Below are 26662 nucleotides of genomic sequence, written 5' to 3' on the forward strand. Positions count from 1 at the left end.
GCCGCAAGTCAGCCAGCGCGGAACGTGTCCACGGCAATCGTCAAAACGGCGCATGCACACCTGTGGATAACTTTGTGGAGAACCCGCCTGCCATCTCCTGCAAAGGGCCGCCAGGCTCGCCACGCATCGGCAAGGCTTACTCTTTTGGAGATATAAAACCCATAATAATCAAACGCATGCTACGAATTCACGGCCTTCCCGGCGAGGCTGGCCAACGCGGACGCACGAGAGTGCGCCAATGTGGACACTTCCCACAATCTGCACAGTGCGCTGGACGCGAATAGCCAGTCGGTCTATCGTCTGTCCGGCCTGCCAACACTCATTCCTGGTATGAATCCCGAAAGCCCATTTGCATCATCGTCGCCGCCTGGCGGCGAGGTCGTCGTGCCGGTATCGGCGCTGAACCGCGCGATCGGCACGATGCTCGAACGTTCGTTTCCGCTCGTCTGGGTGGCTGGCGAAGTGTCCAATTTCACGCGCGCCGCCAGCGGGCACTGGTACTTTTCGATCAAGGATGCGCAGGCGCAGATGCGCTGCGTGATGTTCCGCGGCCGCGCGCAGCATGCCGAATTCACGCCGCGCGAGGGCGACCGCATTGAAGTGCGCGCGCTGGTGACGATGTACGAGCCGCGCGGCGAGCTGCAACTGAACGTCGAAGCGGTGCGGCGTACCGGTCAGGGCCGTCTGTACGAAGCGTTCCTGAAGCTGAAGGCGCAACTCGAAGCCGAAGGTCTTTTCGCGCCCGAACGCAAGCGCGCGCTGCCGCCGCATCCGCGCGCGATCGGCATCGTCACATCATTGCAGGCTGCCGCGTTGCGCGACGTGCTGACGACGCTTCAGCGCCGCGCGCCGCATATTCCGGTGATCGTCTATCCGGCGCCCGTGCAGGGCGCGGGCGTGAGCGCGAAACTTGCGGCGATGGTCGAGGCCGCGAACGCACGGCGCGAAGTCGATGTGCTGATCGTGTGTCGCGGCGGCGGTTCGATCGAAGACCTGTGGGCGTTCAACGAAGAAGTGCTCGCGCGCGCGATTGCTGAAAGCGCGATGCCGGTGGTGAGCGGCGTGGGCCATGAAACCGACTTCACGATCGCCGATTTCGCGGCCGACGTCCGTGCGCCCACGCCGACGGGCGCGGCCGAACTCGTCAGCCCGCAGCGCGCGTTGCTGCTGCGCGATCTCGATCACCGTCACGCCACGCTCGCACGCGGCTTCGGCCGCATGATGGAGCGCCGCGCGCAGCAACTCGACTGGCTGGCGCGCCGTCTCGTCTCGCCAGCCGAAAGGCTCGCGCGGCAACGCATGCATCTGCATCAGCTTTCGGTCAGACTGGCCTCGGCGGGCGCGCGGCCGGTGCGTGACGCACGCGGGCGCTTCTCGCTCCTGCAGATGCGCTGGCAGCGCTGGCGTCCCGATCTCGCCGCACATCATGCGAAAGTGACCGGGCTCGCTGAACGCCTCGAACGCGCGCAGCAGCGTCTGTACGAACGGCAGTCGGCGCGCGTCGCGACGCTCGGTGCGCGGCTCGAGGTGTTGAGCCCGCAACGCACACTCGAGCGGGGCTATGCGGCATTGCTCGATGCGCAGAACGGTCGTGCGCTGCGCGCGCCGTCGGCGCTGAAACCGGGGCGGCGGCTCACCGTGCATCTCGCCGAAGGCTCCGCCGACATCGCGCTTTCCGACGTGCAGCCGCGCCTTACTGAAGGCTTTTGATATCCGTACTTTTGACCTCGTCACACGCGTTGCACGAGCATGTTTTACGCTACATCTGCTGCGTGTTCGCGCGATTCCCGCCATAAAGACCGGCGGTTTGCACGGTTATTCCTGGTCGCCTACAATCGAGTGCTCTACAGCGTTATCCGCAGACTCCCCATAACACGATACAAGGAACGCAATCATGGAACATACGCTCCCGCCGCTGCCGTTCGCAAAGAACGCGCTCGCTCCGAACATGTCGGAAGAGACGCTCGAATTTCACTACGGCAAGCATCATCAGACCTATGTGACCAACCTGAACAAGCTGATCCCTGGCACCGAGTTCGAGAATCTGCCGCTTGAAGAGATCGTCAAGAAGTCGTCGGGTGGCGTGTTCAACAACGCAGCGCAAATCTGGAATCACACGTTCTTCTGGAACAGCCTGTCGCCGCAAGGTGGCGGCGCGCCGACCGGCAAGCTCGCTGACGCGATCAACGCGAAGTGGGGTTCCTACGACAAGTTCAAGGAAGAATTCACGAAGGTGGCAGTCGGCACGTTCGGTTCGGGCTGGGCATGGCTCGTGAAGAAAGCCGACGGCTCGCTCGATCTGGTGTCGACCAGCAACGCCGCAACGCCGCTCACCACGGACGCAAAGCCGCTCCTGACGATCGACGTGTGGGAACACGCGTACTACATCGACTATCGCAATGCGCGTCCGAAGTTTGTCGAAGCGTACTGGAACATCGTGAACTGGGAATTCGCCTCGAAGAATTTCGCGTAAGCGCACGATGTAGCCGACGATATCGTCCAGCGCGTGGCGCCCAGGTCCTGGCGTCACGGCCAGATGCCAGACGGTATTGAACATGAAAGCCCTCCAATGCGAGGGCTTTCTGTTTTTTGAGCGGCGAGCATGTTCGCCGAACCGGTGGCATCCTCCTGAAACGTCCACCGTACATCGAGCCCGACCAACATGGAAGCTGACGACGACCTCAAGCACTTCGAAGCGCACGGCGCGGCGCCGCTATCCGTCGCGGGCGATCAAGGCAGCGTGGACAATGACGGCGCCCGCATCTGGTACGCGACATATGGCGCCGGCGCACCGGTGATCCTGCTGCACGGCGGCCTCGGTCATAGCGGCAACTGGGGCTATCAGGTGCCGGCGCTGGTGAGTGCCGGTCACCGTGTGGTGCTGATCGACAGCCGTGGCCACGGACGCAGCACGCGCGATGCGAAGCCCTACCTGTACGAACGGATGGCCACCGACGTGCTCGCCGTCATGGACGCATTGCAACTCGACAAAGCCGCTCTGACCGGATGGAGCGACGGCGCGTGCACGGCGTTGATTCTCGGCATGCAGGCGCCCGAACGGGTGGCGGGTGTGTTTTTCTTCGGCTGCAACATGGACCCCGGCGGCACGAAGGAATTCGTGCCCACGCCTGTGATCGACCGATGTTTCAGCCGGCATCGCCAGGACTATGAACACCTTTCGCCGACGCCCGATGCGTTCGACGCGTTTGTCGGCGCGGTGAGCGAAATGATGCGCACGCAACCGGACTACTCCGCGGACGATCTCGCAAAAATCCGTGTTCCGGTCACGATCGTGCAAAGCGAAAACGATGAGTTCATCAAGCAGGAACATGCCGAATATCTCGCGCGCAGCATCCCCGGCGCGGCACTCGTGATGCTGCCAGGCGTAAGCCATTTCGCGCCGCTGCAAAGACCGGACCTGTTCAACGACGCAGTACTGACGTTCGTCGACAAGGTGTTTTCATCGCGCGCGTGAGCATCCCCGGCGCGCGGCTGGCGCAGACCTTCAAGGTCGTCAAACCATCCGCGCCCGATCGCTTCACCCGTCACATGTCGTTGCGCTTCGCCTCGATGGGCAGCGCGGTTCGCGTTGTCAGTACGTCGTCGATCAGGCCGTAGCGTTGCGCGTCTTCGGTGGACATGAAGTTGTCGCGGTCGGTGTCCTTTTCGATCTGCTCGATGCTCTGGCCGGTGCGCTCCGCCAGTAGCGCGTTAAGACGTTCGCGCAGATACACCACTTCCCTTGCCTGAATCTCGACGTCGGCCGCCGTGCCCTGGCTGCCGCCCGACGGCTGGTGAATCATGATGCGCGCGTTCGGCAGCGCGTAGCGCTTGCCGCGCGCCCCCGCGGCGAGCAGAAACGTCCCCATGCTGGCCGCGAAACCGGTACACAACGTCGACACGTCGGGCTTGATGAACTGCATCGTGTCGTAGATCGCCAGACCGTCGTACACCGAGCCGCCCGGCGAGTTGATGTAAAACGAAATATCCTTGTCAGGGTTCTCGGATTCGAGAAACAGCAACTGCGCGACGATCAGGCTCGCCGACTGGTCGTTCACCGGCCCGACCAGAAATACGATCCGCTCGCGCAGAAGCCGGGAATAGATGTCGTAGGCGCGTTCGCCGCGGCCGGACTGTTCGATGACGGTCGGCACGAGGCCCAGACCGGAAAACGATGGGGGAGGCAGGTATGACATGCGTTCCTCTTGCGGTGGTGGACGAAAACGGCGCAAGACTGGCGTTGCGCCGAAGACTGTCTCGATGACGCAGGCGCCGCGTGGCGCGTGACAGAATTTATTTTTGCGAGGCGCTGTCACACCCTCGCCTGCTGGTTCGTCCAGCAGGACGGGGCGCATTTCAGGTGCCGAAGTGTTTTCTCCACGATGACGGAGCATCACGCATGACGAAAGACGAAATGGACAAGGTCGCGACGTTCGCGGCATCTCGTGGAAAATTGATGTCGCTCGCGTACCGGATGCTCGGCAGTCGTGCCGAAGCCGAGGACGTCGTGCAGGACGCGTGGCTCAAATGGCATCTCGCCGACGCCGGCACCGTTCGCACGCCCGCAGCCTGGCTTACGACGATCACCGTGCGTCTTGCGATCGATCGCCTGCGGCATCTGCGCATGGAGCGCCAGTCGCGGGCGACGGGCTGGCTGCCGGAGCCGTGGCTCGACGGCATCGCGCCTTCGGCGGAAGACGAGGCGCTGCGATCGTCGGCGATGTCGTACGGGTTGCTGTTGCTGCTCGAACGGCTCACGCCCGACGAGCGCGCGGCCTTCGTGCTGCACGAAGCGTTCGATTGCGACTACGCGGATATCGCGCGGATGATCGGCAAGTCGGTGGCGAACTGCCGGCAGATCGTCCATCGCGCGAAACTGCGGTTGCAGCGCGAAGGCGACGGGCGTCGTGCAGACCGCAAGCCAGAACCAGTCGTCGATCCGTCCGCGCATGCGCAGGTGGTCGAGCGGTTGCGTGCGGCGATCGAGGCACAGGATCGCGCGCAGTTGCTGCGCCTCTTCACGGAAGACGCAGTCGTGCTGGGCGACGCGGAAGAGGTCGATGCGGGCGCGGCAATCGCGTCGGCGCGCTGGGTGGATCAGGTGTCGTCGTCCGTGCATGCAGCCGGGGCGGTGACGATCAACGGCATGTCAGGCGTCGCGCTGCTGTCCGCGAATGGGGCGATTACCGGGCTTGTGGACGTCGCGGGTGTGAGCGACGGACGCATCGTGTGGCTCTGCGTCGTGTCGTCGGCGGGGAATCTTCGTGAGGTGAATGCGACGTGGGGCGCGCGCGCGGTGATGCGTCTGCTAAAGCGCATCGGCCGCGCTGAACCGGTGATGTGCTGATCGATCGACGGACCGTATGTCGCCGCCGTGCTGCGCCGCATCGCTTAATTGCGGTGCGCGGCGACTTCCCAGTTGATGTCGACGCACAGCACCTGCAACCCGCGTGCTGTTTCCGCGGCAATCGAAGCCGTGACGCACAGGTGCGCCTCGTTGATCGACAGATACGGCGGCGTTAGCTGGACCTGACCCGGCTCGCGGACGGCCGCGATGAAATAGGGCCGGCGCTCCCAGCTCGCGCCCTCTGAGTGCAGCAGCGGACGGAAGCGCTTTGCGCGCTGTGAGGCGCGTCCCGGCGGCAGGACGTTATCGCCGATCTGGCGGCCCGACGCATCGAGCAGGAAGCAGCGCGCGGTTTCGCCGAGCGCGAGCAGCGACGCCGTCGCGTGGGTGACCGTTTCGCCCGCGCAAAGCTGGGCGCTGGCCGTTTCGAGCGCCTCGACGTACGGCGCGAGGCGCGCGACCTGAGCATGCTTGCGCGCCGAAACACGCTCACGCAACGCGGCCGAGAGCGCATCCATCAGACCGGCCGCGGTTTGCGGCTTCACCGGATCGACGCTCGGGCCCGCGAAATACGCGCCCTGCACGAAATCGACGTTGCACTCGAGCGCGATCAGCGCATCGCGTTCAGTGGAAAGGCCGCCCATCAGCACCAGCTGCCCGGACTCGTGCAGCATCGAAACGAGGCCCGGCAACACGCGTTCGATATGCGAATGCTCGCTCGCCTGCGCAAGAATGCAGCGGTCGAGCGTGACGATGTCGGGGCGCAGCTGCCACACGCGATCGATGTTCGAATGCTTCGCGCCGAAGCCGTCGAGCGCGATCAGGAAACCGGACTTGCGCAGCGCGTCGATGATTTCGGCGAAGCGCGTCGTCTCGCCGCCAGCCTGTTCCGACACTTCGAGCACCACGCGCTGCGGCGGCAGGCCGAGCGCCTTCAGCCCTGCGAGCAGGGCGTCGCCGTAGCTCGTGTCCATCAGCGCCGCGGGATGCAGGCTCAGGAAGAGCCACTCGTCGTGGCTGTCGAATGCGTTGAAGTTGCCGAGATGCAGCGATTCCGCGAGCCGGCCAAGCTCCAGCAGATCGCCGCGCCGCGCCGCCTGCGTGAAGACTTCGTGCGAGGGCACGTGGCGCGCCTGTTCGTCGCGCGCGCGCAGCGACGCGTGATAACCGATCGCGCGACGGTGCGACACCGAAAACACCGGCTGGAACACGCTGAAGACGGTATAGCCGCCGTACAGGACGGTTCGACGTGCACCTTCGTCGCCTGCCATCGGACGCGGCGGCTGGAAGCCGGGAGGATCGAGGTCGATCATGCTCATCATATCGGTCGTGTTGTGATCAGCCGCTGCGCGTAGCTGCCGAAAGTACAAGTTTACAGGATAGGACAGCAAGAAGCATGCGCATGGCGAAATCGTCGCTGGCGCATGGCGGTTACGGCCCGATCCGCACTTCGGAGCCGCCTCACGCACGGCGATGGTGCGCCCGACGCCCTGCGGCGGCTAACGTCGCGCCGGGAAGCACCATTGGGCACCAGCGGGCATCATCGCGCCGCGCGGTTTTCAGCGTTGCGCACAGGGGCGAAACCACGGCGTCAGGTGCGTTCGGACGGATCGGCTTTCTTCGCCGACGCGCGGATTTCCGGTGCGAGTTGCGCGAAGATCCACGCCGATCCCGCCGTGATAATGCCGACGCACAGGAACGTCGCGTGAAACGCCGGCAGCGAGCTGGCTTGCGTCACGCGCGGCAGCAGGCCGGTGAAGGTCGCGAGCAGCGCGCCGGCGACGGTGACGCCAAGACTCATCGACAGCATCTGCACGAGCGAAAACAGGCTGTTGCCGCTGCTTGCGCCGCCCGTGCCGAGGTCCTTCAGCGTCAGCGTGTTCATCGCGGTGAACTGCATGGAGTTCACGCCGCCGAAGAACGCGAGCTGCACGAGCCGCAACCACAGCGGCTGGTTGACGCTCGTCAGCGAGAAGCTCGCCATCGCAAGACCGACGAGCACGGTGTTCGTCACCAGTACACGGCGGTAGCCGTACTTCGTGATGAGCCGCGTCGCGAGCTGCTTCGACGACATGCCCGCCGCCGCGACCGGCAGCATCATCAAGCCGGCCTCGAACGCGCTGTAGCCGAGGCTCACCTGCAACAGCAGCGGAATCAGATACGGCATCGCGCCGCTGCCGATCCGCGCGAACAGGTTGCCGAGCAGGCCGACGCTGAACGTGTGGATCCTGAACAGATCGAGCGAGAAGATCGGTTGCGGCTCACGCACCGCATGCAGCCCGTAAGCGACAAAACACGCGAGGCTCAGAATCAGCAGCACGAGCACGGTGGCGTGCTGGATGCCGAACTCCGTGCGCCCGTCGAGCGCGAACGAAATCGCGAGCATGCCGCCGATCAGCAGCAGATAACCCTTCAGGTCGAATTTCGCGGTATCCGGGTTGCGGCTGTCCGGCATGAAGATGGCCGTCGCGATACAGCCCGCGATGCCCACCGGCACGTTGATCAGAAAGATCCAGTGCCACGAGGCGATTTTCACGAGCCAGCCGCCGAGCGTCGGGCCAATCAGCGGTCCGATCAACCCCGGAATCGCGACGAAAGAAAGCGCCGGCAGATAGCGTTCAGCGGGAAACGTGCGCAACACCGCGAGCCGCCCGACGGGCAGCAGCATCGCGCCACCGACGCCCTGCACGACACGGAATATCACCAGCTGGTTCAGCGTGTGCGCGTTCGCGCAAAGGAGTGAGCCGACGGTGAACACGAAGATCGCGCTCATGAACACGTGGCGGGTGCCGAGCTTGTCGGCGAGCCAGCCCGACACTGGAATCATGACCGCCATCGTCAGCGAATAGGCGATCACCACCGACTGCATGCGCAGCGGCAGTTCGCCGAGGCTCGTCGCCATCGCGGGGAGCGCGGTGTTGACGATCGTCGCGTCGAGCGTCTGCATGAAAAACCCGATGGCGACCAGCCACAACATGACGGTGAGGGTTTTCGGCGATGGCGCGGACGCGGTACGGACGGATGACATGAGGGCAGGCAGGCGCGCGTGCGCGTGCGAAGGGGCTGGGCGAGGAGCGGCCATTCTACCGGCAGACGGGCAGGCGCCGCCGCGAACCGGGCAGGGCCGGGGTGATCCCACGGTCCTGCGGGCGTGCGGCACGGTGTGGCTGTGCGCTGCCGGACGCCCGCTGCGTGAGTGCTTGCGCGTCAGCCCGGCAGCGCGGCGGCGGCGTCGAAAAACGCCCGCGCGCGCGGGTCGTGCGTGAACGCGGCGTTCACGCGGATCCACGGGCTCGGCTCCGCGTTCGGGCGGAAGTAGCTTCCTGGCGCGACCGTCACGCCAAGCGGTCCGCCACACTCGACGAGCCGCGCCGCATCCGCGACGTGCGGCACGCGCGCCCACACGAATTTGCCGCCAAGCGGCTTGTCGAACAGCTCCCAGCCGCTGTCTTCGAGCGTCTGCACCGTGAGCCCGAGTGCGTCGCGCATCCGGCGGCGCAGGCGCTCCAGATACTTGCGATACATGCCGCGCTCCAGCAGCGCGACGGCCACCGCTTCGGCGAAACGCGAGCCGCCGATGCTCGTCAGCATTTTCACGTCGGCGAGATCCTTGACGATCGCCGGGCTCGCGACGAGATAGCCGATGCGCAGCGAAGACGACAGCGTCTTCGACAGCCCGCCCACGTACACCACGTGCTCCAGCTGGTCGAGCGTGGCGAGGCGGTCGGTCGGTTCGGCCTGGAAATCCGCGTAGATATCGTCTTCGATGATCGTGAACTGATGCTCGCGTGCCAGTTGCAGCAGACGAAACGCGACGGGCGGCGAGACCGTCGTGCCGGTCGGGTTGTGGAACACCGTGTTGACGAAGAAGAGGCGCGGACGGTGCTCCTTGAGCATCGCCTGCATCACGTCGAGGTCGGGGCCGTTGCGCGTGCGCGGAATGCCGACGAGCCGCACGCCATGCAGCTTCAGCAGGCCGTTCAGGTTGTAGTAGCCGGGATCTTCGACGAATACCGTGTCGCCGGCTTTCAGCATGTAGCGCATCAGCATGTCGAGCGCCTGGCTCGCGCCGTTCGTGATCAGGATCTGCGACGCATCCACCGGGATGCCGAGCTGCGCGATGCGTCCCTGCAGATGGTCGCGCAGGGCCGCGTTGCCAAGCGGCGTGGCGTAATCGATCAGACTCGAGCTGTCGACGCGCGACACATGACGGACCGCCTGGGCGATGCTCTCCATGTCGCGCCACGCTTCGGGAATGAAGCCGCTGCCGAGCTTCAGCGATTCGCCCGGATGGTTGAACTGCTGGAGGATGTGATCCGACTCTTCGTCCGCGCGGCGCGGGTCGGACATGCCCTGACCCGCCAGCATCGCGCGCGAGCGTTCGGCGACGTAAAAGCCCGAGCCGTGCCGCGAATCGATGAAACCCTGCGACACGAGCCGGTCGTACGCCTCGATCACGGGGAAGCGGCTGATCTGGTAATCGGCGGCGAACTGGCGGATCGACGGCAGTTTCGCGCCTGGATGCGCGACGCGCGAACGGATCCACGTCTGCACGCCATTGACGATCTGCTCCGTGAGCGGCACGCCGTTGTCACGGTCGAGTTCGAGTTTCATACCGCCTCATGGTTCGGTGTACGGTTCGGGTTAACCGCTACTGTCTGACTTTTCGACTGTACAGTTTCGATGAAACTGTCTGGAAGTGTGCATGGGGTTTCGGTCGCCGCGCCGCAATAATGACTCAACCATAAAGCCGTTTCAAGGAGCACTGCGATGCGCGAAATCCGTACTTTCGAACTGGAACATGACGAGCCGGCGACCGCATGGCGCGTCGCCGAACCGCTCATCCTGAAGGTGATGGCGGGGCAGGTGTGGCTCACGATCGATGGTGATCCGGAGGATTACTGGCTCGCTCCCGGTGCAACCTTCGAACTGCGGCGTGGCGCCCGCGCGTGGGTCAGCGCCGGGCCGGACACTGCACGTGTCGCACTGACGGTTGCCGGCTGCGCGCTGCACGAGCGCACGTTCCCGGCGAGCGCATCGCTGCTGTTCAGGCTGTCCGGGCGCTCGCTGCGTGACTGGATGCCGCGCTGGTTCGCCGCGGTTTGAACGTCGGCCGCCAGCCGTAAGCGGTGCAGGAAAGCTCCCGCAGGAAAGGGGCATACGTTTTGCCGGTTTGCGGTCGTCGAATGGGGCGCCCGGTCGACGCGGCCGCCGGTGCCGGCCGGCACCGGCGAAGCGCGCTGGACATCGCGCGCAACCTGATCGCGCCTACTTGCGAAGCTCCGCGACGAAGTCGTAGTAATCGTTGCGGCAGTAGGTATCGGTGAGTTCGATCGCGCGCTGGTCGGCGGTGTAGCCGACGCGCGTGATCAAAAGCAGCGCCTCGTTCGGCGCGATGCTCATCTGGTGCGCGATTTCCTCGCTGGCGTTGACCGCGCGGAAGTGCTGCAACGCGCGCACGATCGAGAGACCGCGCTGTTCGAGATAGCTGTACAGCGAATCGCCGATCGCCTGCGGATCGGGAATCACCGACGAAGGAAACGTCGAATTTTCGACCGCCATCACGATGCCGTCCGCGAGCCGCAGACGTCGCAGACGCGTCACCGCCGCGGCCGGCGACAACCCCAGCTGGATCACCTCGTCGCGATTGGCGGGCTGGATCTCACGTGACAGCCACTGCGAACTCGGCGTGAAGCCGCGACGGCGCAGCATTTCGCTGAAGCTCGACAGACGCGACAGCGGATCTTCGTAGCGCGGCGTGATGAAACTGCCCGCGCCCTGGGTGCGCCGGATCAATCCCTGTTCGACCAGCAGCGCGATCGCCTTGCGTGCCGTGATGCGCGAGACGCCCAGCGCATCCGACAGCACGCGTTCGGAGGGCAATGCTTCGCCGGCGTTCCAGCGGTTCTCATGGATCGCGTGACCGAGTTTGCGGGCGAGTTGCAGGTAGAGCGGTGTGTCGTTTTCCGGGTCCGGGCGCAGGTTGCGCCAGCGGTCTTCCGAGGCAGAGTTCATGTGACGGACGCAAGAAGGGCAAGCGGCAATTCTATGTCATTGGCGCGTTCGCGTTATAGCGGGCTTTTGCGAGGGCATCTGTTCGCGGTTTCGTGAGCGGATACACTCGTTCAAATGAGGCTCGTCGCGCGCGCCTGTCTGCTCACCTGCCGGGTTGCTGGTGGCGTCGCGCGGCGTACGCCGGGGAAACCCGCACACAAGGAGCAATCATGTCGAATGAGATCGCAAGCGTGAGCCTGCCCGACGGCGAACGCATTCCGAAGCTGGGGCAGGGCACGTGGGAAATGGGCGAACAGCCGTCGCGCCGCGCCGCCGAGATCGCCGCGATACGCGAAGGCGTCGACCTCGGCATGACACTCATCGACACGGCCGAAATGTACGGCGACGGCGCGACGGAATCGCTGCTGGGCGAAGCGTTGCATGGCGTGCGCGACGACGTGTTTCTCGTCAGTAAGGTCTATCCGCACAACGCGAGCCGTCGTGGCGTGCAGGCGGCGTGTGAGCAGAGCCTTCAGCGTCTGAAGACCGATCGCATCGATCTGTATCTGCTGCACTGGCGCGGCTCGGTGCCGCTCGCGCAGACCGTCGAAGGTTTCGAGGCGCTGCGCCGCGCGGGCAAGATTCGTCACTGGGGCGTCAGCAATTTCGACACCGACGATATGGAAGAACTCTTTTCCGTGCCCGGCGGTGACGCGTGCGCGACGAACCAGGTGCTCTACAACGTCGCGCGACGCGGACCCGAGTTCGATCTGCTGCCGTGGCTCGCGGAACGTTCGATGCCAGCCATGTCGTACAGCCCGGTCGATCACGCGCGTCTTCCGAAGCGCTCACCGCTCGACGACATTGCCGGTGCGCGTGGTGTGTCGGTGTTTCAGGTGGCGCTCGCGTGGGTGCTGCGCCGGCCGGAGGTATTCGCGATTCCGAAGTCAGGCCGCATCGAGCATGTGCGCGACAACCGGCGTGCGCTGGACCTGCAACTCACTGTCGATGAACATGCCGCCATCGATGCGTATTTCCGGCCGCCACGCAGCAAGCGGTCGCTCGAAATGCTGTGACGCTCGTGCACACGCGGCGCGGCGTGCTTCAGATATGGACGCTGGCTGTGTGCATCGAGAAGACGCGTTGCATCAACTGCACGCGTGGCGTGAAGCTGCGAGAAAAATCGCGGAAAGATATCCGGCCCGGGCGACGACGCCCGACCGGGGGATCGCGACGTCGCCGCCTGCACAGGCACGGACCGACAGGGTTTTGAATCGTTTCGGATATGCGGAACGGCGCGGGGGCGCCGTTCCGTAGCTGTGGATCTAACGTCCGTTGCCACCACCTCTACCACTGCCGCCGGAGCTGCCGCCATAGCCACCGCCGGAGCCGCTACCTCTGCCGAAACCACCGCCACCACCACCACCACCACCACCACCACCACCGCCACCGCCACCACCACCGCCACCACCACCACGGCCAGTGCCACTGCCACCAGCCGACGATCCCGCCGCGCCCGCGCTGCTGCCACTACCGCCGCCATTCGAGCCGCTCGAAGCCGCGCCGCCGCTTCCGCCGCGTGCGCCGTTGGACACTTTCGGATCGCAGTCGCTGTCCATATTGCCGTCACAATCCCGTGAAACCCGGAAGACGGCCGCTGCATCGTCGGCTGCCGTGGCGCCTGCGTCGGAAGGCTGGCCCGTCGACAACGAGCCCTCCTGCGCGAGCACTGCCACGCCACCCGCAGTGGACGCCGCCTGTGTCGTACCGGCCTGTCCGCCGCTGGCCGGCAACGGCGCATCGGCGACGAGAATCCAATGCGGGATCACCTCGTTCGTCGATGCGGCGTGCACGGCATGCGCCGTCATAAAAGTCCCCGCGCCAGCGACAATCGCTGTCGCACCCCGTAGCCAGTAGTAGTACTTATTTCTTGTGTTATTCATCACAACTCTCCCGACGAGAAGGCGACGCCTCGTCTGCCGCCGTCTCTTATTGGCCACCTCGCATGCGGAGGGCTCGTCATCGCGCGAGCCTTGTCGCTCCCCGTGTCAGATCCGCACGTTGCGCGCTTCGCGGACTTTCAGCGAAGCACGAAGCAGTTATCTAAACCGGTCAACCGGATCGGAAATCTCACCCCTGTTTTCGCTGTTCACGTGCCGGTTGCACGAACCTTCCATAGCGACAACCATGCCACCGTCCGCAAACCCGCGTCATGCCTTGTTCGCGCGAACGGAAACGGACGCCGGTGCTGACAAATCGCGTGAAAACGTTTCGACGCTGAAACGCGGGTGCGATTCGCCCCGCGTGACGTGTCATCGATGAAATCGTCTGCATTCAGCAAACCGGTATGCCGCGGAGTGACGGGGCGCGCCGTGTGGCACGCCTGATCTCACGTTACGTCGTGCTGTGCGCGGTGTCGCGTTGAAGCACACGCAGTTCGTCGACGGGGATGTGGCAGCGGATCCGATGCGCGTCGCCGGCCATGTGCATCGGTGGGTCCTGCTGTTCGCAGATCGCGCCGAGTTTGCGTGGGCAGCGCGTATGAAAGACGCAACCCGAAGGCGGCGCGGATGCCGATGGCAGTTCGCCGGACAGACGGACGCGTTGCGCGTCGCGGCCGGAATCGAGCGAATCGAGCGCTGGAATCGACGAGATCAACGCCTCGGTATACGGATGATGTGGCCCGTCGAACACCGCGGCGGCCGGTCCGATTTCCATCAGACGGCCGAGATAGAGCACGGCGATGCGATCGGACAGATAGCGCACGACGTTCAGGTCGTGCGAGATGAACACATAGCTCACGCCGCGCTCGCGTTGCAGGTCGGCGAGCAGGTTGAGAATCGCGGCCTGCACGGAGACGTCGAGCGCGGACGTGGGCTCATCGCAGACGACGACGCGTGGATCGCCCGCAAACGCGCGGGCAATCGCGACGCGCTGCTTGAGGCCGCCCGACAGCTGGCGTGTGCGCACGCCCAGATAGCGGTCGGGCAGACGCACGGCGGCGGCAAGCGCGGCAAGCCGTGCGTCGTGCGCCTGGCCGCGCAGCGCGCCCAGGCGCGACAGCGCGCGGCCGATCAGCCGCCTCACCGAATGCGAGCGGTTGAGCGCCGAATCCGGATTCTGAAACACGATCTGCAGCGACTTCACCTGCGCGTCGTTGCGGTGTGTCACGCGCGCGGGCAGCCGCGCGCCGTCGAGTTCGATGACACTGCCCGCATCGGGCGAAACAAGACCGAGCAGCAGACGCGCGAGCGTTGTCTTGCCGCTGCCCGATTCGCCGACGAGGCCGAGCGTCTCGCCTTTCATCAGATCGAGCGAGACGTCGTCGACCGCGCGTAACGTGCCGCCGGGTATGTGGAACGTCTTCGATACGTGTTCGGCGCGCAGTACGAGCACGGGTTGTTTCGCATCGCCGCGCGCGGACTGCGCGGCGGCGTCCGGCGCTTCACCGGCATTGCGCGGCAGATCGATGGCGCGCTCGTGATAGTGGCAGCGCGACATCTGGTCGCCGTGCTTCGCGCTCACGCGATACGGCGGCGGTGTTTCGCGGCGGCAACGGTCGTCGGCGAGACGGCAGCGTTCGGCGTAAATGCAGCCGTGCGTCACCGGGCCGGCGAGCGGCAGATGACCGGCGATCGTATCGAGCCGGTCGGTGTCCTTGCTGCGCCCCGTGACCGGCAGGCAGCGCAGCAGCCCGACCGTGTACGGATGACGCGGTCGCGCGAACACATCGCGTGTCGCGCCTTCCTCGACGAGCTTGCCCGCATACAGCACGCCGACGCGCTCGCACATCCGCCCGATTACCGCGAGGTTGTGGCTGATGAAGAGCACCGCCGTGCCGAACTCCGCGCGCAGTCGCGCGACGAGATCGAGCACCTCGGCTTCGACGGTGGCGTCGAGACCGGTCGTCGGCTCGTCGAGAATCAGCAGCGCGGGATTGGACGCGAGCGCCATCGCGATCACGACGCGCTGCTGCATGCCGCCCGACAGCTGATGCGGATAGCTGCCCATCACGCGCGCGGGCGTCGCGATCTGCACGCGACGCAGCATCTCGACCGTGCGTTCCAGCGCTTCCTTAGGCGTTGCGCCCGCGGCCTCGAACGCTTCCGACACCTGACGCGCGACGGTGAGCGAAGGATTGAGCGCGCGCGCCGGGTCCTGGTACACCATCGAGATCGACTTCGCGCGCATCGTGCGCAACGCGTCGGGATCGAGCGTGTTGGGGTCCTGGCCGGCAATCAGGATACGGCCGGCCTTCACCTTGCCGTTACGCGGCAGATAGCGCAGCACGGCCATCGCGACCGTCGACTTGCCGCATCCGGATTCGCCGACAAGGCCATATGCCTCGCCGCGCTTCACGCGAAACGATACGTCCTGCAGGACCTCGCGATCGCGTCCGCGCGAACGGTAGCTGACCGTGAGACCGACGATCGTCAGCGCATCGGTGTGTTCGCTCTTCGAGACGTCGAAGGCAGGGAAAGCGGAGGGCGGCGGCGCGTTCATCGGTCGAGCACGCCTTCGATGCTATCCGCGATCAGATTGACGCCGACGACGAGCGACGCAATCGCCGCTGCGTCGAACACCACGGTCCACCACGCGCCGCCTGCCATCAATGTGTACGACTCCGATAACGCGAGTCCCCAGTCGGCCGAAGGCGGCTGGATGCCGAAGCCGAGAAACGACAGCGTCGCCACCGCGAAAATGGCGTAGCCGAGCCGCACGCTCGCTTCGACGACGATCGGCGGCAGCACGTTCGGCAGGATCTCCGCGAACATGATGTACAGCGCGTTTTCGCCGCGCAGTTGCGCGGCGGCGACGTAGTCGAGGTGGCGCTCGGCCAGCACGGCGGCGCGCACCGTGCGCGCGGTAATCGGCGTGAACGTGATGCCGATCACGAGGATCACCGTGAAGTTCGACGTGCCGACAGCCGCCAGCGCGAGCAGCGCGACGATCACGAGCGGCAGCGCGAGCACGGCGTCGATGGCGCGGCCGGTCACGTTGTCGATCCAGCCGTCGAAATAACCGACGACAAGACCGAGCGCCGCCCCGGCCAGCGTGCCGAGCAGCGTCGCGAGCGGCGCGATCGTCAGGATGTCGCGCGCGCCGGTGATGACGCGCGAGAACACGTCGCGGCCGAGCTGATCGGTGCCGAACCAGTGTGTGTGATCGGGCGGCGCGAGCGAATTGATCGGGTCGGACGCGTAGGGGTCGAGCGGCGCGATCCAGTGCCCGGCAATCGCGCATACCACCCAGCCGAGCACGATCAGCGCACCGACGACGAACGTCGGCGAACGCAGCAGCGCGAGCAGGCGGTCGTAACGCTGCGCCTCGTGGTGCGCGGCTTCCGGCGAAACGACGGCGTTCATTCGGCTCCCTCCACACGCAGACGCGGATTGAGCAGCACGTGCAGCGCATCGGCGGCGAGATTCGCCACCGTGTACACGACGCCGACGGTCAGCACGCCGGCCTCGAGCATCGGGAAGTCCTTCGCTTTCGCGGCGTTGTAGATCAGCGAGCCGATGCCCTGATAGTGAAACAGCGTCTCCACGACAACGAGCCCGCCGATCATGTAGCCGAGCTGCGTGGCGGCCACGGTGATCGTCGGCAGCAGCGCGTTGCGCAGCACGTGCCGCCAGATCACGACGTGCTGCGGCAGGCCTTTGAGAATGGCGGTGCGCGTGTAGTCGGCGTCGAGCGCCTCGACGGTGCCGGCGCGTGCCATCCGCGCGATGTAGCCGAAGAACACGAATACGAGCGGCAGTACCGGCAGGACCAGATGCCTGAGCTGTTCGAGCACGCCGGCGCCGGCTGGGTACGACGCCTCGATCGGCAGCCATTGCAGCCAGATACCGAAGATCAGGATCAACACGATCGACGACACGAATTCCGGCACGACCGTCGCCGAAAGCCCGGTGATGCTGATGGTGCGATCGATCCAGCGCCCCGCGTGCATGGCCGCCCACACGCCGCCCGCGATACCGAGCGGCACCACGACGACGAACGCAAGCAGGCCGAGCTTCGCGGAAAGGCCGAGCGCGGTGACGATAAACGGCGCGACCGGCGTGCGAAAAATGTACGACGTGCCCATGTCGCCACGCACGAAATGCGTGATCCAGTCGACGTATTGCGTGAGCAGCGGCCGGTCCGCACCGAGCTGATGATTGAGCGCGGCGACCGCACGCGCATCGGCGAGCGGCCCGAGCACCGCACGGCCGATATCGCCCGGCAGCAACTGGCCGCCCGCGAACACGAGCACGGAGAGCAGCCACAGTGTCACCAGCGAGAGCGCGACGCGCGTCGCCACGAAGCGCGCGACGCGGCCCGCGTTGCCGCTCGTCGCGCGCGATGTGGGAGGAGTAGCCGTTGTCGACATCGAATGCTCGCTGATGGGCTTGGGGGACTCGCGCCGGATGCGATGTGCGGATGGACTGGCCGTGCGACCGTCGGGCGCTTAAGCGGCCAGCACCGCGCGGTCGAAATACAGTTGCGCGAGCGCGGTGAAACGCACGCCGCTGAGCTCGCGGCGCGTTGCGATCAACTGGTCGTAGAAGTACGGGATGATGATCGGCGTCTCATCCAGCAGCAGGGTTTCGATCTGTCCGGCGATTTTCTTCTGCGATGCGACGTCGAGCGCGCCGACGAAATCCGCGACGAGCCTGTCGTACTGCGGGTTCCTGAAGTGCGCCGCGTTCCACGTGCCGCCGCTCGTGAGCGGTGCGTTCAGGAACACGTTCGGCACGCCCCGGTGACCGTAATCGGTGATGCCGAGCGGCGAGTCGAGCCAGTCCGATTTGCCCGGTGTGCCCGCGCCGTAATACAGCGACTGGCTTTCCACCTTCAGGTTGATCCGCACGCCGATCGCCTTCGCCGCATTCTGTATGACGACGGCGAGATCGGGGATCTCCATGTATTTCTCGGTCGTGAGCGTGACGTCGAAACCGTTCGGAACGCCAGCCTGCGCGAGCAGTTGTTTCGCCTTCGCGACATCGAGCTTGCGCTGCGGCACACTCATGTCCGACGAAGGAAAGACGGACGCGAACGGGTTGTCGTTGGCGACCATCGCGCGGCCCTTGAAGAGCCCGCGCACCATCACCTCGCGATCGAGCGACAGCGCGAGCGCCTGGCGCACGCGCTTGTCCTTGAAGAGCGGATTGTCGTTGCGCATGTGCATCTGACGATGCGCGCTCGAGCGCACGCCAATCACCTTGAACCCGGGATTGTTGAGAATGCCCGAGCCGCCCTGCACGGTGAACGTGCCCATCACGTCGGCCTGACGGCCCTGCAGCGCGAGAATCTGCGCCTGTTCGTCGGCGTAAAACGAAAACTGCACGCGTTGCGGCAGCGCCTTTTCACCCCAGTAATCGGGATTGCGCACGAACGAAGCGCTCACCTTCGGTTGATACGATTCGAGCTTGAACGCCCCCGTGCCGATGAACGTTTTCTCGTAGTTGCCCGCGTAGTTCGCGGGCAGCATCACGGCGTTGTAATTGTCCGACGAGACGTAATACGGGAAGTTGCCGTTCGGCGCGTCGAGATGGAACGTGATGGTGTGTTCGTCGACGACCTTCGCGCCGCCTTTCGACAGCACGCCCTTCAGCACCGAGAGCGCGGCCGAGCCGGTTGCGGGATCGGCGAGCCGGTCGAACGTGGCGACCACATCTTTTGCGCCGAACGTCTGGCCGTCGTGGAATTTCACGTTCTGACGGAGCTTGAACGTCCACACGTCGCCCTTCGCGTTCGGCTGCCACGACAGCGCCAGCGCGGGTTGCAACTGCGAATGTTCGTCGTCGTTGATGAGGAATTCGCCGGTCTGGTTCAGGAGCGCGAGGCCCCCGGCGTCCGTCACGGTCAGCGGATCGACAGCGCCGCCCGGCATCAGGTGCGCGACGCGGATCGTCGCGTTCGCGCCCCTGGGCGTGCCCTGGGCGTGCGCGCGCGGCGATGCGAAGAGGCCGCCGCCCGCCAGCGAAAGTCCGATCACGCCTGCGTAGCGCAGCAGTTCGCGGCGCGTGAGGCGGCCGGCTGCGAACTCATCGAGGGCGTGCTGGCCGAGTTCGCCGGCGGTGTTTCGTGCGGCTTCGAGGGCGAGGCGGGCTGAATGGCGATCCGCGGAATTCTTCATCGAATGGTGTTCCGTTGGGTTCTATCGGGCTACGCGCGCCATTTTGAGCGGGCTCTGGCGCTACCGGTGTAATCCGGCGCGACTGGACGCGATGGCGCGCGACGACGGGGCGGGTTCAGTGTAAGCGATTGCCCGCGGAATCGGAACGCCACGCAGCGCGCAAATTCCGCCCGGGCGGACAAAACGGGCGTACGTAGTGGCATGAACCGTGAAGGACGGGCACAGCGCTTGCTCCATCGCGTGACTAACGCGCGCTCACGGCGGGACGACGCCAGCGGTGAAACAGCACGGAGCCGATCCAGCACGCGATGAACATCGCGACGATTCCATAGCCGAGCATGCCGAAGCGTTCGTTGACCGCCGCGACCGCGTCCCACAAGCCGCCCGTGAAGCCGAGTCTGTCCGACAGGAGGCCAAGCGCCTCGACACCGCCGATCACAATGGCGACCACCGCCGACACGAACGTGATGCTCGCGTTGTAGTAGAGCTTGCGGCGCGGGTCGTCCATCGCCCAGCCGTACGCGTGGACCATGAGCACGTTGTCGGTGGAGTCGACGAGCGTCATGCCGGCCGTGAACAGCGCGGGAAACACGAGAATCGAATACATTGGCAGACCTTTGCCCGCTTCGGCCGCGGCGATCGCGAGCAGACCGATTTCAGTGGCCGTGTCGAAGCCGAGACCGAACAGCACGCCGACCGGATACATGTGCCAGCTCTTCGACACGAGCCCGAAAAGCGGGCGCAACGCGCGCGACAGCAAGCCGGCGGGCGCGGGCGTTGCAGCATCGGCGGGCAGTTCGCCGCCGCGCTGAACGTGCCGGTAGCGGCGCCACACGTCGCGCAGGATCACGAGATTCACCGCCGCGAGCACGAGCAGAAACACCGCCGAAACGGCCGTGCCGATCGTGCCGCCCACGGCCCTGAAACGCTCGAACTGATCGTGCATCGAAAGCGCCGTCAACGCGATGCCGACCGTCGCCGCTATCACGATCGTCGAATGGCCGAGCGAGAACGAGAGACCGACCGTCAGTGGTCGTTTGCCTTCCTGCATCAGCTTGCGCGTGACGGCGTCGATGGCGGCGATGTGGTCGGCGTCGACCGCATGGCGCAGACCGAAGCCGTACGCGAGCAGCGCCGTGCCGAGCAGCAGCGGATAGTGGCGAAACGCGATCAGCGCCCATGCCCACGCACCGAGATTGGCCGCGATCAGCACGGCGTAGAGCGCGCAAAGGCGAGGGCGTAACACAGTAGCGGTAGGCGTCATGAAGGGCGCTTGCTGTCGAAGTCCGGGATCCGGTTCAATGATCGTGCGGATGCTTGTGGATCGGATCGACCCAGTACACCGCTTCGGGCGCCTCGACCGCGTCGATGTTCAGATTCACGACGACTGCTTCGTTATCGCTGCGCACGAGCACGCATTCGAGCGGATCGTCGGTGCTCGCGTTGATTTCCTGATGCGGCACATAAGGCGGGACGAAGATGAAGTCGCCCGGGCCGGCTTCGGCGGTGAATTCGAGGTGTTCGCCCCAACGCATGCGTGCCTGGCCGCGCACCACGTAGATCACGCTTTCGAGCGCGCCGTGATGATGGGCGCCCGTCCTCGCGTTCGGATGAATCGTGACGGTACCCGCCCAGATTTTCTGCGCGCCGACGCGCGCCGCGTTGATCGCGGCGGCGCGGTTCATGCCGGGCGTCTGCGCCGTGTTGCTGTCCAGCTGGTCGCCCTTGATGACCTTCACACCGTGCTCGCGCCAGTCCACTGGCTTTGACGGCGGGGTGTCGTGGTCATGCGGATGGTCGTGATCCTGGCTCATGGCGTGTCTCTCCTCACTGGCCTCGCGCGACGGCGCTGTTCCACATTCTTGCACGTTCAAAAACGTGTGTGTGGCTTGCCGGTATGCGTACTTCCATGTTCGAACTCGCCCGCACAACACACTCGCTCGCGTTTCATGACCCACTTTTCCGCTATTGCGACTTTTCCGATAGTTCTGCGGCGTATCCCTGTCCAGGCTTATGCCCTTCCAACTTCATGGGGTAACACAATGAACAAGGTCAAACGACTGTCGGGTGGTGCGTTCCTGCTCATGGCCTTCGCCACGCTCAACGCTTCGGCCGACCCGGGCCACGACTGGACGTACAGCGGTGAACACGGCCCCGATCACTGGGGCGAAATCAGCAAGGACTTTCGCCTGTGCGAAAGTGGCCGCGCCGAATCGCCGATCAACATCGAAGGTGCAAGGAAAGCGCCCGCCGATATGCCCAGGCTGAAAATCAACTACCGGCCCCTTCCCATCGATGTCACCAATACCGGGCACGCCGTGCAGTTCAACGCGGCACTGGGCACGGATAGCATCTCGCTCGGCGACCGTCCTTACCAGCTTGTGCAGTTTCATTTCCATGCGCCGGGTGAAGAACGCTTCGCCGGCAAGGTAAGCGTGATGGACGCGCACTTCGTTCATCATTCCGACGACGACAGGCTTCTCGTGCTCGCTGTCCAGTTCAGGATCGGCGAGCAGCCGAATCCGGTCATTCAGGCCTTGCTGGATCGAATCCCACACGAGAAGGGCGCTGAATTCAAGGCGAATGGTGTCATGATCAACCCGCTCGATCTGCTGCCGGCGAACCCCGGCTACTACACCTACAGCGGTTCCCTGACCACGCCGCCCTGCTCGGAAGGCGTGACGTGGATAGAGTTCAAGGAGCCCGTCGCGATCACCCAGCAGCAATTCGACGCAATGGCGCGCTTCTACCACGGGAATCAACGCCCGGCGCAGCCGCTTAACGGGCGCGATGTCTGGGAAGTGAATTGAACCGCTCGCACCACACGACGTCGTGATGTAAAAAAGCCCGTCCTTGCGGGACGGGCTTCGAGCACCTTCTGCAATCGCAGCACAAAACGTGTTGCAACCGCCGGCTTACTTGTGCTTCGCGTTGATCACGGCTTCGGCGACGTTGTTCGGCGTCTCGGCGTAGTGCTTGAACTCCATCGTGTACGTCGCGCGGCCCTGGGTCGCCGAACGCAGCGACGTTGAGTAGCCGAACATTTCCGCGAGTGGCACTTCGGCGCGCACCAGCTTGCCGCCGCCGCCGGCGATGTCTTCCATCCCTTGTACCATGCCGCGACGGCTCGACAGGTCGCCCATCACGTTACCCATGAAGTCCTCGGGCGTTTCCACTTCGACCGCCATCATCGGTTCGAGCAGCACCGGCTTCGCCTTGCGCATCGCTTCCTTGAATGCGATCGAACCGGCCATGCGGAACGCGTTTTCGTTCGAGTCGACGTCGTGGTACGAACCGAATGTGAGCGTGACCTTCACGTCGACCACCGGGTAGCCCGCCAGCACGCCGGCCTTCAGCGTTTCGATGATGCCCTTGTCGACCGCCGGGATGAATTCGCGCGGAATCACACCGCCCTTGATCGCATCGACGAACTCGTATCCCTTGCCCTGCGGTGCCGGCTCCAGCGTGATCACCGCGTGGCCGTACTGGCCGCGCCCGCCCGACTGCTTGACGAACTTGCCCTCGACGTCCTCGACCTTGATGCGCACCGTTTCACGGTATGCCACCTGCGGTTTGCCGACTGTCGCTTCCACGCCGAACTCGCGCTTCATCCGGTCGACGAGAATTTCCAGGTGAAGCTCGCCCATGCCGGAGATGATCGTCTGGCCGGATTCTTCATCCGTCTGCACGCGGAACGACGGGTCTTCCTGCGCGAGACGGTTGAGCGCGATGCCCATCTTTTCCTGGTCGACCTTGGTCTTCGGCTCGACGGCCTGCGAGATCACCGGTTCCGGGAAGATCATCCGTTCGAGAATGATCACGTTGTTCGGATCGCACAGCGTGTCGCCGGTGGTCGCTTCCTTCAGGCCGACTGCCGCGGCGATGTCGCCCGCGTAGACCTCCTTGATTTCCTTGCGCTCGTTCGCATGCATCTGCAGGATCCGGCCAAGGCGCTCTTTCTTCTCCTTGACCGCGTTGTAGACGGTGTCGCCCGAATTCACCACGCCCGAATAGACGCGGAAGAAAATCAGCTGGCCGACGAACGGGTCGGTCATGATCTTGAACGCGAGTGCCGAGAACGGATCGGTGTCAGTAGGGTGGCGCTCGATTTCCTTGTCGTATTCGTCGTGGCCGGTGATGGCGGGCACATCGACCGGCGAGGGCAGGTAGTCGATCACCGCGTCGAGCATGGCCTGCACGCCCTTGTTCTTGAACGCGCTGCCGCACAGCATCGGCACGATTTCGTTGGCAATGCAGCGCACGCGAATACCGTGTTTGATTTCCTCTTCGGTCAACGTGCCGCCATGCAGGTACTTGTCGAGCAGTTCCTCGTTCGCTTCGGCGGCGGCCTCGACCATCTTGTCGTGCCATTCCTTCGCGGTATCCGCGAGTTCCGGCGGGATATCGCGGTACTCGAACTTGATGCCCTGGTTCTCTTCGTCCCAGAAGATCGCTTTCATCTTGACGAGGTCGACCACGCCCTGGAAATGATCTTCTGCGCCAACCGGAATCTGGATCGGCACCGCGACACCTTTCAGGCGATCGCCGATCTGCCGCTGCACGCGGAAGAAATCGGCGCCGACGCGGTCCATCTTGTTGACGAACGCAATGCGCGGCACCTTGTACTTGTTCGCCTGGCGCCACACGGTTTCGGACTGCGGCTGCACACCGCCGACCGAGTCGTACACCATGCACGCGCCGTCGAGCACGCGCATCGAGCGCTCGACTTCGATCGTGAAGTCGACGTGCCCCGGGGTGTCGATGATGTTGATCCGGTGTTCCGGATAGTTGCCGGCCATGCCTTTCCAGAACGCCGTGGTCGCGGCCGACGTGATCGTGATGCCGCGCTCCTGCTCCTGTTCCATCCAGTCCATCGTCGCCGCACCGTCGTGAACCTCGCCGATCTTGTGGGTCACGCCGGTGTAGAACAGGATGCGTTCCGTGGTGGTGGTCTTGCCGGCATCGATGTGAGCGCTGATACCAATGTTCCGGTAGCGTTCAATGGGAGTCTTTCTGGGCACGTGAATCTCCTTGGAAAGGCGCGCCGGTGGGAGGCGTCGGGCTTCGGCTTGCGCCGGCCGGACGACCGCGGTGCTGCGGTGTAAAGACCATAAGCATAGCGCTACCGTCAGGCTTTTGCAGGAATCTTGCCAGATAGGGCAGCAGGGGCCGCAAGCGGTGCCCGGGCGTGGCCGGCGCCGGGGCGCAAGCAGCGGGTTCATGCGGCATCTGCCGGTTTCGGACGACAACCGCGGCGCGCAAAGCAGCAGGGCCGGCGGCCCCCCGGGGGGTCGCCGGCCCGGGGCGCTGCGCGTGCACGGTCTGTCGAAGACCGCTTTGTTTTATTGCGGTGCGGGCAGACCCTGGATCTTCATGCCCGGCTTGATGCCTTTCTCCGTGAACCAGCCCTTGCTCATTTCGAGCACATACACGCCGTTGTTCTTCGGGCAGTGATTGTTGGTGGTTTCGGCCTGCATTTCGTCGATATCGGTGATCGTGCCGTCGGCGCGGATGAATGCGACCGAAAGCGGAATCAACGTGTTTTTCATCCAGAAGCAGTGCACGGCGTTTTCGTTGAAGACGAAAATCATGCCTTCGTTCGGCGCGAGCTTCGTGCGATACATGAGGCCCTGTTCGCGGTCCGCATCGTTCGCGGCGACGGCGGCGTCGATCACGAACATGCCGGCGGTGAGCTTCACGCGCGGAAAGTCTCCGGGCTGCTTCGCGCCTGGCGGCATCTGCTGCGCGTATGCATTATTCGAACCGGTGGCGATGAACGAAAGAGCCGCGACGGGCAAGACGATCGCGAACGCGAAACGCGTGACGAGTGAGCGCAAGGTGATTCGCACGGCGGGACTCCTGGCTGGAAATTAACCCGCGCATGTTACGCGAGCGCGTCAAAAAAGAAAAAGGCAGAGTGCCTTGCGGCCTTCTGCCTTTCAACGCCGTAAGAACGGCAGTACTGCTGGTTCTTGACTGCGTTTTTTACAACAAACTTATTCCGAAGCGCCCGAAGCTGCAGCAGCAGCTGCCGCCTTCTTGTGCGACTTCTTGTGCGTCGACTTCTTCGTTGTCTTCGTGGCCTTCTTTGCCGACGTAGCAGCTGCCGGAGCCGATGCTTCCGGTGCCGAAGCCTGTGCGAATGCTGCCGTTGCGAAGAGACCAGCGACCAGAGCGGCGATCAGTTTGTTCATTTTGTAAATCCTCAGCATGAGTTGCAGTTAATTAACCAATGACCCGGTTCTTGAGTCAGATCGGTAAACGTGCCATCCACCTTTCGGTTGACAGTCGCATCGAACAAATTTGCGATGACGTCTGTCAGCGTCCGGACCTGCTGTGTTCACCGCGAGAGTGGCGTGCACAAAGGTCTTAAGGCTGAATGCCGGATAGCTTCGGACGGCATCTGCGTCGAATAACGTGTGAGGTTACGAGGCGGTTGACGCGAATTTTCGCGAAAGTTCTTGCGTGACTGCGAATGCGCGAACAACGATGGTTGCCGCGCTTCGCATCGGGAAGAGAAATGACCGGCAGTACAACGGCTTAGCTCGAAAACGCGCTTGACGTGCGCGCGTTGCGAACAGGCCGCGAATCACACGATGCCATTCCATGGCGCTTGCGATGACACATCGATATGCTCGCCAGGCGCGAGCCCCAGCGCAAAAATATCGAGTGCGCCGACCCCAACCCGCACGAGCCGCAGCGTGGGAAATCCAGCCGCTGCTGTCATACGTCGAACCTGGCGGTTCTTGCCTTCCGTAATCGAGAGTTCGATCCACGTAGTGGGAATGGCCGCGCGAAAGCGGATCGGTGGCGTGCGCGGCCAGAGCGATCCAGGCGGCTCGACAAAGTCCGCGCGACACGGACGCGTCACGTAATCGCCGAGATCGACGCCGCGCGCGAGCTTCGCCAGATCGTCGGCTGAAGGAGCGCCTTCTACCTGTGCCCAGTAACGTTTGATGAGTTTGTGGCGCGGCTCGGCGATGCGCGCCTGCAGCGCGCCATCGTCGGTGAGCAGCAGCAGGCCTTCGCTGTCCGAGTCGAGACGGCCCGCGGGATAGACGCCAGGCGTCTTGACCCAGTCCGCGAGTGACGCGCGCGTTTCGTGCGGCGAGAACTGGCAGATTGTGCCGAACGGCTTGTTGAGCGCGATAAGACGCATGCAATAAATTCCGGTGGACCTGCCGCGCCTTCAATGAAAC

At 64.4% G+C, this 26662-nt stretch carries 23 protein-coding genes; 7 read left to right on the forward strand and 16 right to left on the reverse strand.

Features of this window, described 5'->3' with window-relative positions:
* Positions 1–330 precede the first annotated feature (330 nt).
* From xseA to LPA34_RS08350, 3 genes are all read left to right on the forward strand, one after another.
* Positions 331–1710 (forward strand): exodeoxyribonuclease VII large subunit, encoded by a 1380-nt coding sequence (xseA, locus tag LPA34_RS08340; protein ID WP_228977157.1) that lies wholly within the window; start codon positions 331–333, stop codon positions 1708–1710.
* A gap of 184 nt (positions 1711–1894) precedes the next feature.
* On the forward strand, positions 1895–2473 hold the full coding sequence (sodB, locus tag LPA34_RS08345; protein WP_228976902.1) for a superoxide dismutase: 579 nt from the start codon (positions 1895–1897) through the stop codon (positions 2471–2473).
* A gap of 189 nt (positions 2474–2662) precedes the next feature.
* Positions 2663–3475, forward strand: coding sequence for an alpha/beta fold hydrolase (locus LPA34_RS08350; RefSeq protein ID WP_228976903.1), 813 nt, complete (start codon positions 2663–2665; stop codon positions 3473–3475).
* Between the two features lie 70 nt (positions 3476–3545).
* On the opposite strand, the gene clpP is transcribed toward LPA34_RS08350, so the two are convergent.
* Complete coding sequence (clpP, locus tag LPA34_RS08355) at positions 3546–4196, reverse strand: ATP-dependent Clp endopeptidase proteolytic subunit ClpP (protein WP_228976904.1); 651 nt, start codon at positions 4194–4196, stop codon at positions 3546–3548.
* Positions 4197–4399: 203 nt separating this feature from the next.
* Between clpP and LPA34_RS08360 the strand changes: the two genes are divergently transcribed.
* Positions 4400–5347, forward strand: a complete 948-nt coding sequence (locus tag LPA34_RS08360; RefSeq protein ID WP_228976906.1) for a sigma-70 family RNA polymerase sigma factor — start codon at positions 4400–4402, stop codon at positions 5345–5347.
* A gap of 44 nt (positions 5348–5391) precedes the next feature.
* Here the strand turns inward: LPA34_RS08360 and LPA34_RS08365 are convergent, their stop codons facing one another.
* The 3 genes from LPA34_RS08365 to LPA34_RS08375 form a co-directional block, all read right to left on the reverse strand.
* Entirely contained in the window at positions 5392–6666 is a 1275-nt protein-coding gene (locus tag LPA34_RS08365) for an EAL domain-containing protein (RefSeq protein WP_228977162.1), read from the reverse strand.
* A gap of 272 nt (positions 6667–6938) precedes the next feature.
* Entirely contained in the window at positions 6939–8375 is a 1437-nt protein-coding gene (mdtD, locus tag LPA34_RS08370) for a multidrug transporter subunit MdtD (RefSeq protein WP_228976907.1), read from the reverse strand.
* Positions 8376–8554: 179 nt separating this feature from the next.
* On the reverse strand, positions 8555–9961 hold the full coding sequence (locus tag LPA34_RS08375; RefSeq protein WP_228976909.1) for an aminotransferase-like domain-containing protein: 1407 nt from the start codon (positions 9959–9961) through the stop codon (positions 8555–8557).
* 156 nt (positions 9962–10117) lie between these two features.
* Here LPA34_RS08375 and LPA34_RS08380 point away from each other — a divergent pair, with 156 nt between their 5' ends.
* Positions 10118–10453, forward strand: a complete 336-nt coding sequence (locus tag LPA34_RS08380) for a DUF2917 domain-containing protein (protein ID WP_228976911.1) — start codon at positions 10118–10120, stop codon at positions 10451–10453.
* 162 nt (positions 10454–10615) lie between these two features.
* Here LPA34_RS08380 and LPA34_RS08385 read toward each other — a convergent pair whose 3' ends face one another.
* Positions 10616–11362: a GntR family transcriptional regulator gene (locus LPA34_RS08385; protein WP_228976913.1), complete on the reverse strand. Its 747-nt coding sequence runs from the start codon at positions 11360–11362 to the stop codon at positions 10616–10618.
* Positions 11363–11571: 209 nt separating this feature from the next.
* Between LPA34_RS08385 and LPA34_RS08390 the strand changes: the two genes are divergently transcribed.
* Entirely contained in the window at positions 11572–12417 is an 846-nt protein-coding gene (locus LPA34_RS08390; RefSeq protein WP_228976915.1) for an aldo/keto reductase, read from the forward strand.
* Between the two features lie 249 nt (positions 12418–12666).
* Here the strand turns inward: LPA34_RS08390 and LPA34_RS08395 are convergent, their stop codons facing one another.
* The 7 genes from LPA34_RS08395 to LPA34_RS08425 all read right to left on the reverse strand — a co-directional run bounded on the left by LPA34_RS08395 (position 12667) and on the right by LPA34_RS08425 (position 21277).
* The gene (locus LPA34_RS08395) at positions 12667–13284 is read right to left on the reverse strand and encodes a hypothetical protein (protein WP_228976916.1); all 618 of its coding nucleotides are present in this window, start codon (positions 13282–13284) and stop codon (positions 12667–12669) included.
* A gap of 451 nt (positions 13285–13735) precedes the next feature.
* The gene (locus LPA34_RS08400; protein ID WP_228976918.1) at positions 13736–15844 is read right to left on the reverse strand and encodes an ABC transporter ATP-binding protein; all 2109 of its coding nucleotides are present in this window, start codon (positions 15842–15844) and stop codon (positions 13736–13738) included.
* Positions 15841–16707, reverse strand: a complete 867-nt coding sequence (locus tag LPA34_RS08405) for an ABC transporter permease (protein WP_228976920.1) — start codon at positions 16705–16707, stop codon at positions 15841–15843. The genes LPA34_RS08400 and LPA34_RS08405 overlap by 4 nt, the downstream gene beginning before the upstream one ends.
* On the reverse strand, positions 16704–17714 hold the full coding sequence (locus LPA34_RS08410; RefSeq protein WP_228976921.1) for an ABC transporter permease: 1011 nt from the start codon (positions 17712–17714) through the stop codon (positions 16704–16706). The genes LPA34_RS08405 and LPA34_RS08410 overlap by 4 nt, the downstream gene beginning before the upstream one ends.
* 78 nt (positions 17715–17792) lie before the next feature.
* On the reverse strand, positions 17793–19463 hold the full coding sequence (locus tag LPA34_RS08415; protein WP_228976923.1) for an ABC transporter substrate-binding protein: 1671 nt from the start codon (positions 19461–19463) through the stop codon (positions 17793–17795).
* A gap of 244 nt (positions 19464–19707) precedes the next feature.
* A complete protein-coding gene (locus LPA34_RS08420) occupies positions 19708–20727 on the reverse strand; it encodes a HoxN/HupN/NixA family nickel/cobalt transporter (protein ID WP_228976925.1) in 1020 nt (339 codons plus the stop codon).
* Positions 20728–20761: 34 nt separating this feature from the next.
* On the reverse strand, positions 20762–21277 hold the full coding sequence (locus LPA34_RS08425; protein ID WP_228976927.1) for a cupin domain-containing protein: 516 nt from the start codon (positions 21275–21277) through the stop codon (positions 20762–20764).
* Between the two features lie 228 nt (positions 21278–21505).
* Here LPA34_RS08425 and LPA34_RS08430 point away from each other — a divergent pair, with 228 nt between their 5' ends.
* The gene (locus LPA34_RS08430; protein WP_228976929.1) at positions 21506–22273 is read left to right on the forward strand and encodes a carbonic anhydrase; all 768 of its coding nucleotides are present in this window, start codon (positions 21506–21508) and stop codon (positions 22271–22273) included.
* Between the two features lie 105 nt (positions 22274–22378).
* Here the strand turns inward: LPA34_RS08430 and fusA are convergent, their stop codons facing one another.
* The 4 genes from fusA to LPA34_RS08450 form a co-directional block, all read right to left on the reverse strand.
* Positions 22379–24484 (reverse strand): elongation factor G, encoded by a 2106-nt coding sequence (fusA, locus tag LPA34_RS08435; RefSeq protein WP_228976930.1) that lies wholly within the window; start codon positions 24482–24484, stop codon positions 22379–22381.
* Positions 24485–24805: 321 nt separating this feature from the next.
* Complete coding sequence (locus LPA34_RS08440) at positions 24806–25312, reverse strand: DUF192 domain-containing protein (protein WP_228976936.1); 507 nt, start codon at positions 25310–25312, stop codon at positions 24806–24808.
* A gap of 147 nt (positions 25313–25459) precedes the next feature.
* A complete protein-coding gene (locus tag LPA34_RS08445) occupies positions 25460–25657 on the reverse strand; it encodes a hypothetical protein (protein ID WP_228976938.1) in 198 nt (65 codons plus the stop codon).
* Between the two features lie 395 nt (positions 25658–26052).
* Positions 26053–26622: a pseudouridine synthase gene (locus LPA34_RS08450; protein ID WP_228976940.1), complete on the reverse strand. Its 570-nt coding sequence runs from the start codon at positions 26620–26622 to the stop codon at positions 26053–26055.
* Between the last annotated feature and the right edge of the window lie 40 nt (positions 26623–26662).

Source organism: Paraburkholderia gardini (assembly GCF_907164575.1).
GTDB lineage: Bacteria > Pseudomonadota > Gammaproteobacteria > Burkholderiales > Burkholderiaceae > Paraburkholderia > Paraburkholderia gardini.

Coding starts and splice junctions, on each gene's coding strand:
- xseA (WP_228977157.1), top strand. CDS start 331: ATGAATCCCGAAAGCCCATTTGCATCATCGTCGCCGCCTGGCGGCGAG.
- sodB (WP_228976902.1), top strand. CDS start 1,895: ATGGAACATACGCTCCCGCCGCTGCCGTTCGCAAAGAACGCGCTCGCT.
- LPA34_RS08350 (WP_228976903.1), top strand. CDS start 2,663: ATGGAAGCTGACGACGACCTCAAGCACTTCGAAGCGCACGGCGCGGCG.
- clpP (WP_228976904.1), bottom strand. CDS start 4,196: ATGTCATACCTGCCTCCCCCATCGTTTTCCGGTCTGGGCCTCGTGCCG.
- LPA34_RS08360 (WP_228976906.1), top strand. CDS start 4,400: ATGACGAAAGACGAAATGGACAAGGTCGCGACGTTCGCGGCATCTCGT.
- LPA34_RS08365 (WP_228977162.1), bottom strand. CDS start 6,666: ATGAGCATGATCGACCTCGATCCTCCCGGCTTCCAGCCGCCGCGTCCG.
- mdtD (WP_228976907.1), bottom strand. CDS start 8,375: ATGTCATCCGTCCGTACCGCGTCCGCGCCATCGCCGAAAACCCTCACC.
- LPA34_RS08375 (WP_228976909.1), bottom strand. CDS start 9,961: ATGAAACTCGAACTCGACCGTGACAACGGCGTGCCGCTCACGGAGCAG.
- LPA34_RS08380 (WP_228976911.1), top strand. CDS start 10,118: ATGCGCGAAATCCGTACTTTCGAACTGGAACATGACGAGCCGGCGACC.
- LPA34_RS08385 (WP_228976913.1), bottom strand. CDS start 11,362: ATGAACTCTGCCTCGGAAGACCGCTGGCGCAACCTGCGCCCGGACCCG.
- LPA34_RS08390 (WP_228976915.1), top strand. CDS start 11,572: ATGTCGAATGAGATCGCAAGCGTGAGCCTGCCCGACGGCGAACGCATT.
- LPA34_RS08395 (WP_228976916.1), bottom strand. CDS start 13,284: ATGAATAACACAAGAAATAAGTACTACTACTGGCTACGGGGTGCGACA.
- LPA34_RS08400 (WP_228976918.1), bottom strand. CDS start 15,844: ATGAACGCGCCGCCGCCCTCCGCTTTCCCTGCCTTCGACGTCTCGAAG.
- LPA34_RS08405 (WP_228976920.1), bottom strand. CDS start 16,707: ATGAACGCCGTCGTTTCGCCGGAAGCCGCGCACCACGAGGCGCAGCGT.
- LPA34_RS08410 (WP_228976921.1), bottom strand. CDS start 17,714: ATGTCGACAACGGCTACTCCTCCCACATCGCGCGCGACGAGCGGCAAC.
- LPA34_RS08415 (WP_228976923.1), bottom strand. CDS start 19,463: ATGAAGAATTCCGCGGATCGCCATTCAGCCCGCCTCGCCCTCGAAGCC.
- LPA34_RS08420 (WP_228976925.1), bottom strand. CDS start 20,727: ATGACGCCTACCGCTACTGTGTTACGCCCTCGCCTTTGCGCGCTCTAC.
- LPA34_RS08425 (WP_228976927.1), bottom strand. CDS start 21,277: ATGAGCCAGGATCACGACCATCCGCATGACCACGACACCCCGCCGTCA.
- LPA34_RS08430 (WP_228976929.1), top strand. CDS start 21,506: ATGAACAAGGTCAAACGACTGTCGGGTGGTGCGTTCCTGCTCATGGCC.
- LPA34_RS08445 (WP_228976938.1), bottom strand. CDS start 25,657: ATGAACAAACTGATCGCCGCTCTGGTCGCTGGTCTCTTCGCAACGGCA.
- LPA34_RS08450 (WP_228976940.1), bottom strand. CDS start 26,622: ATGCGTCTTATCGCGCTCAACAAGCCGTTCGGCACAATCTGCCAGTTC.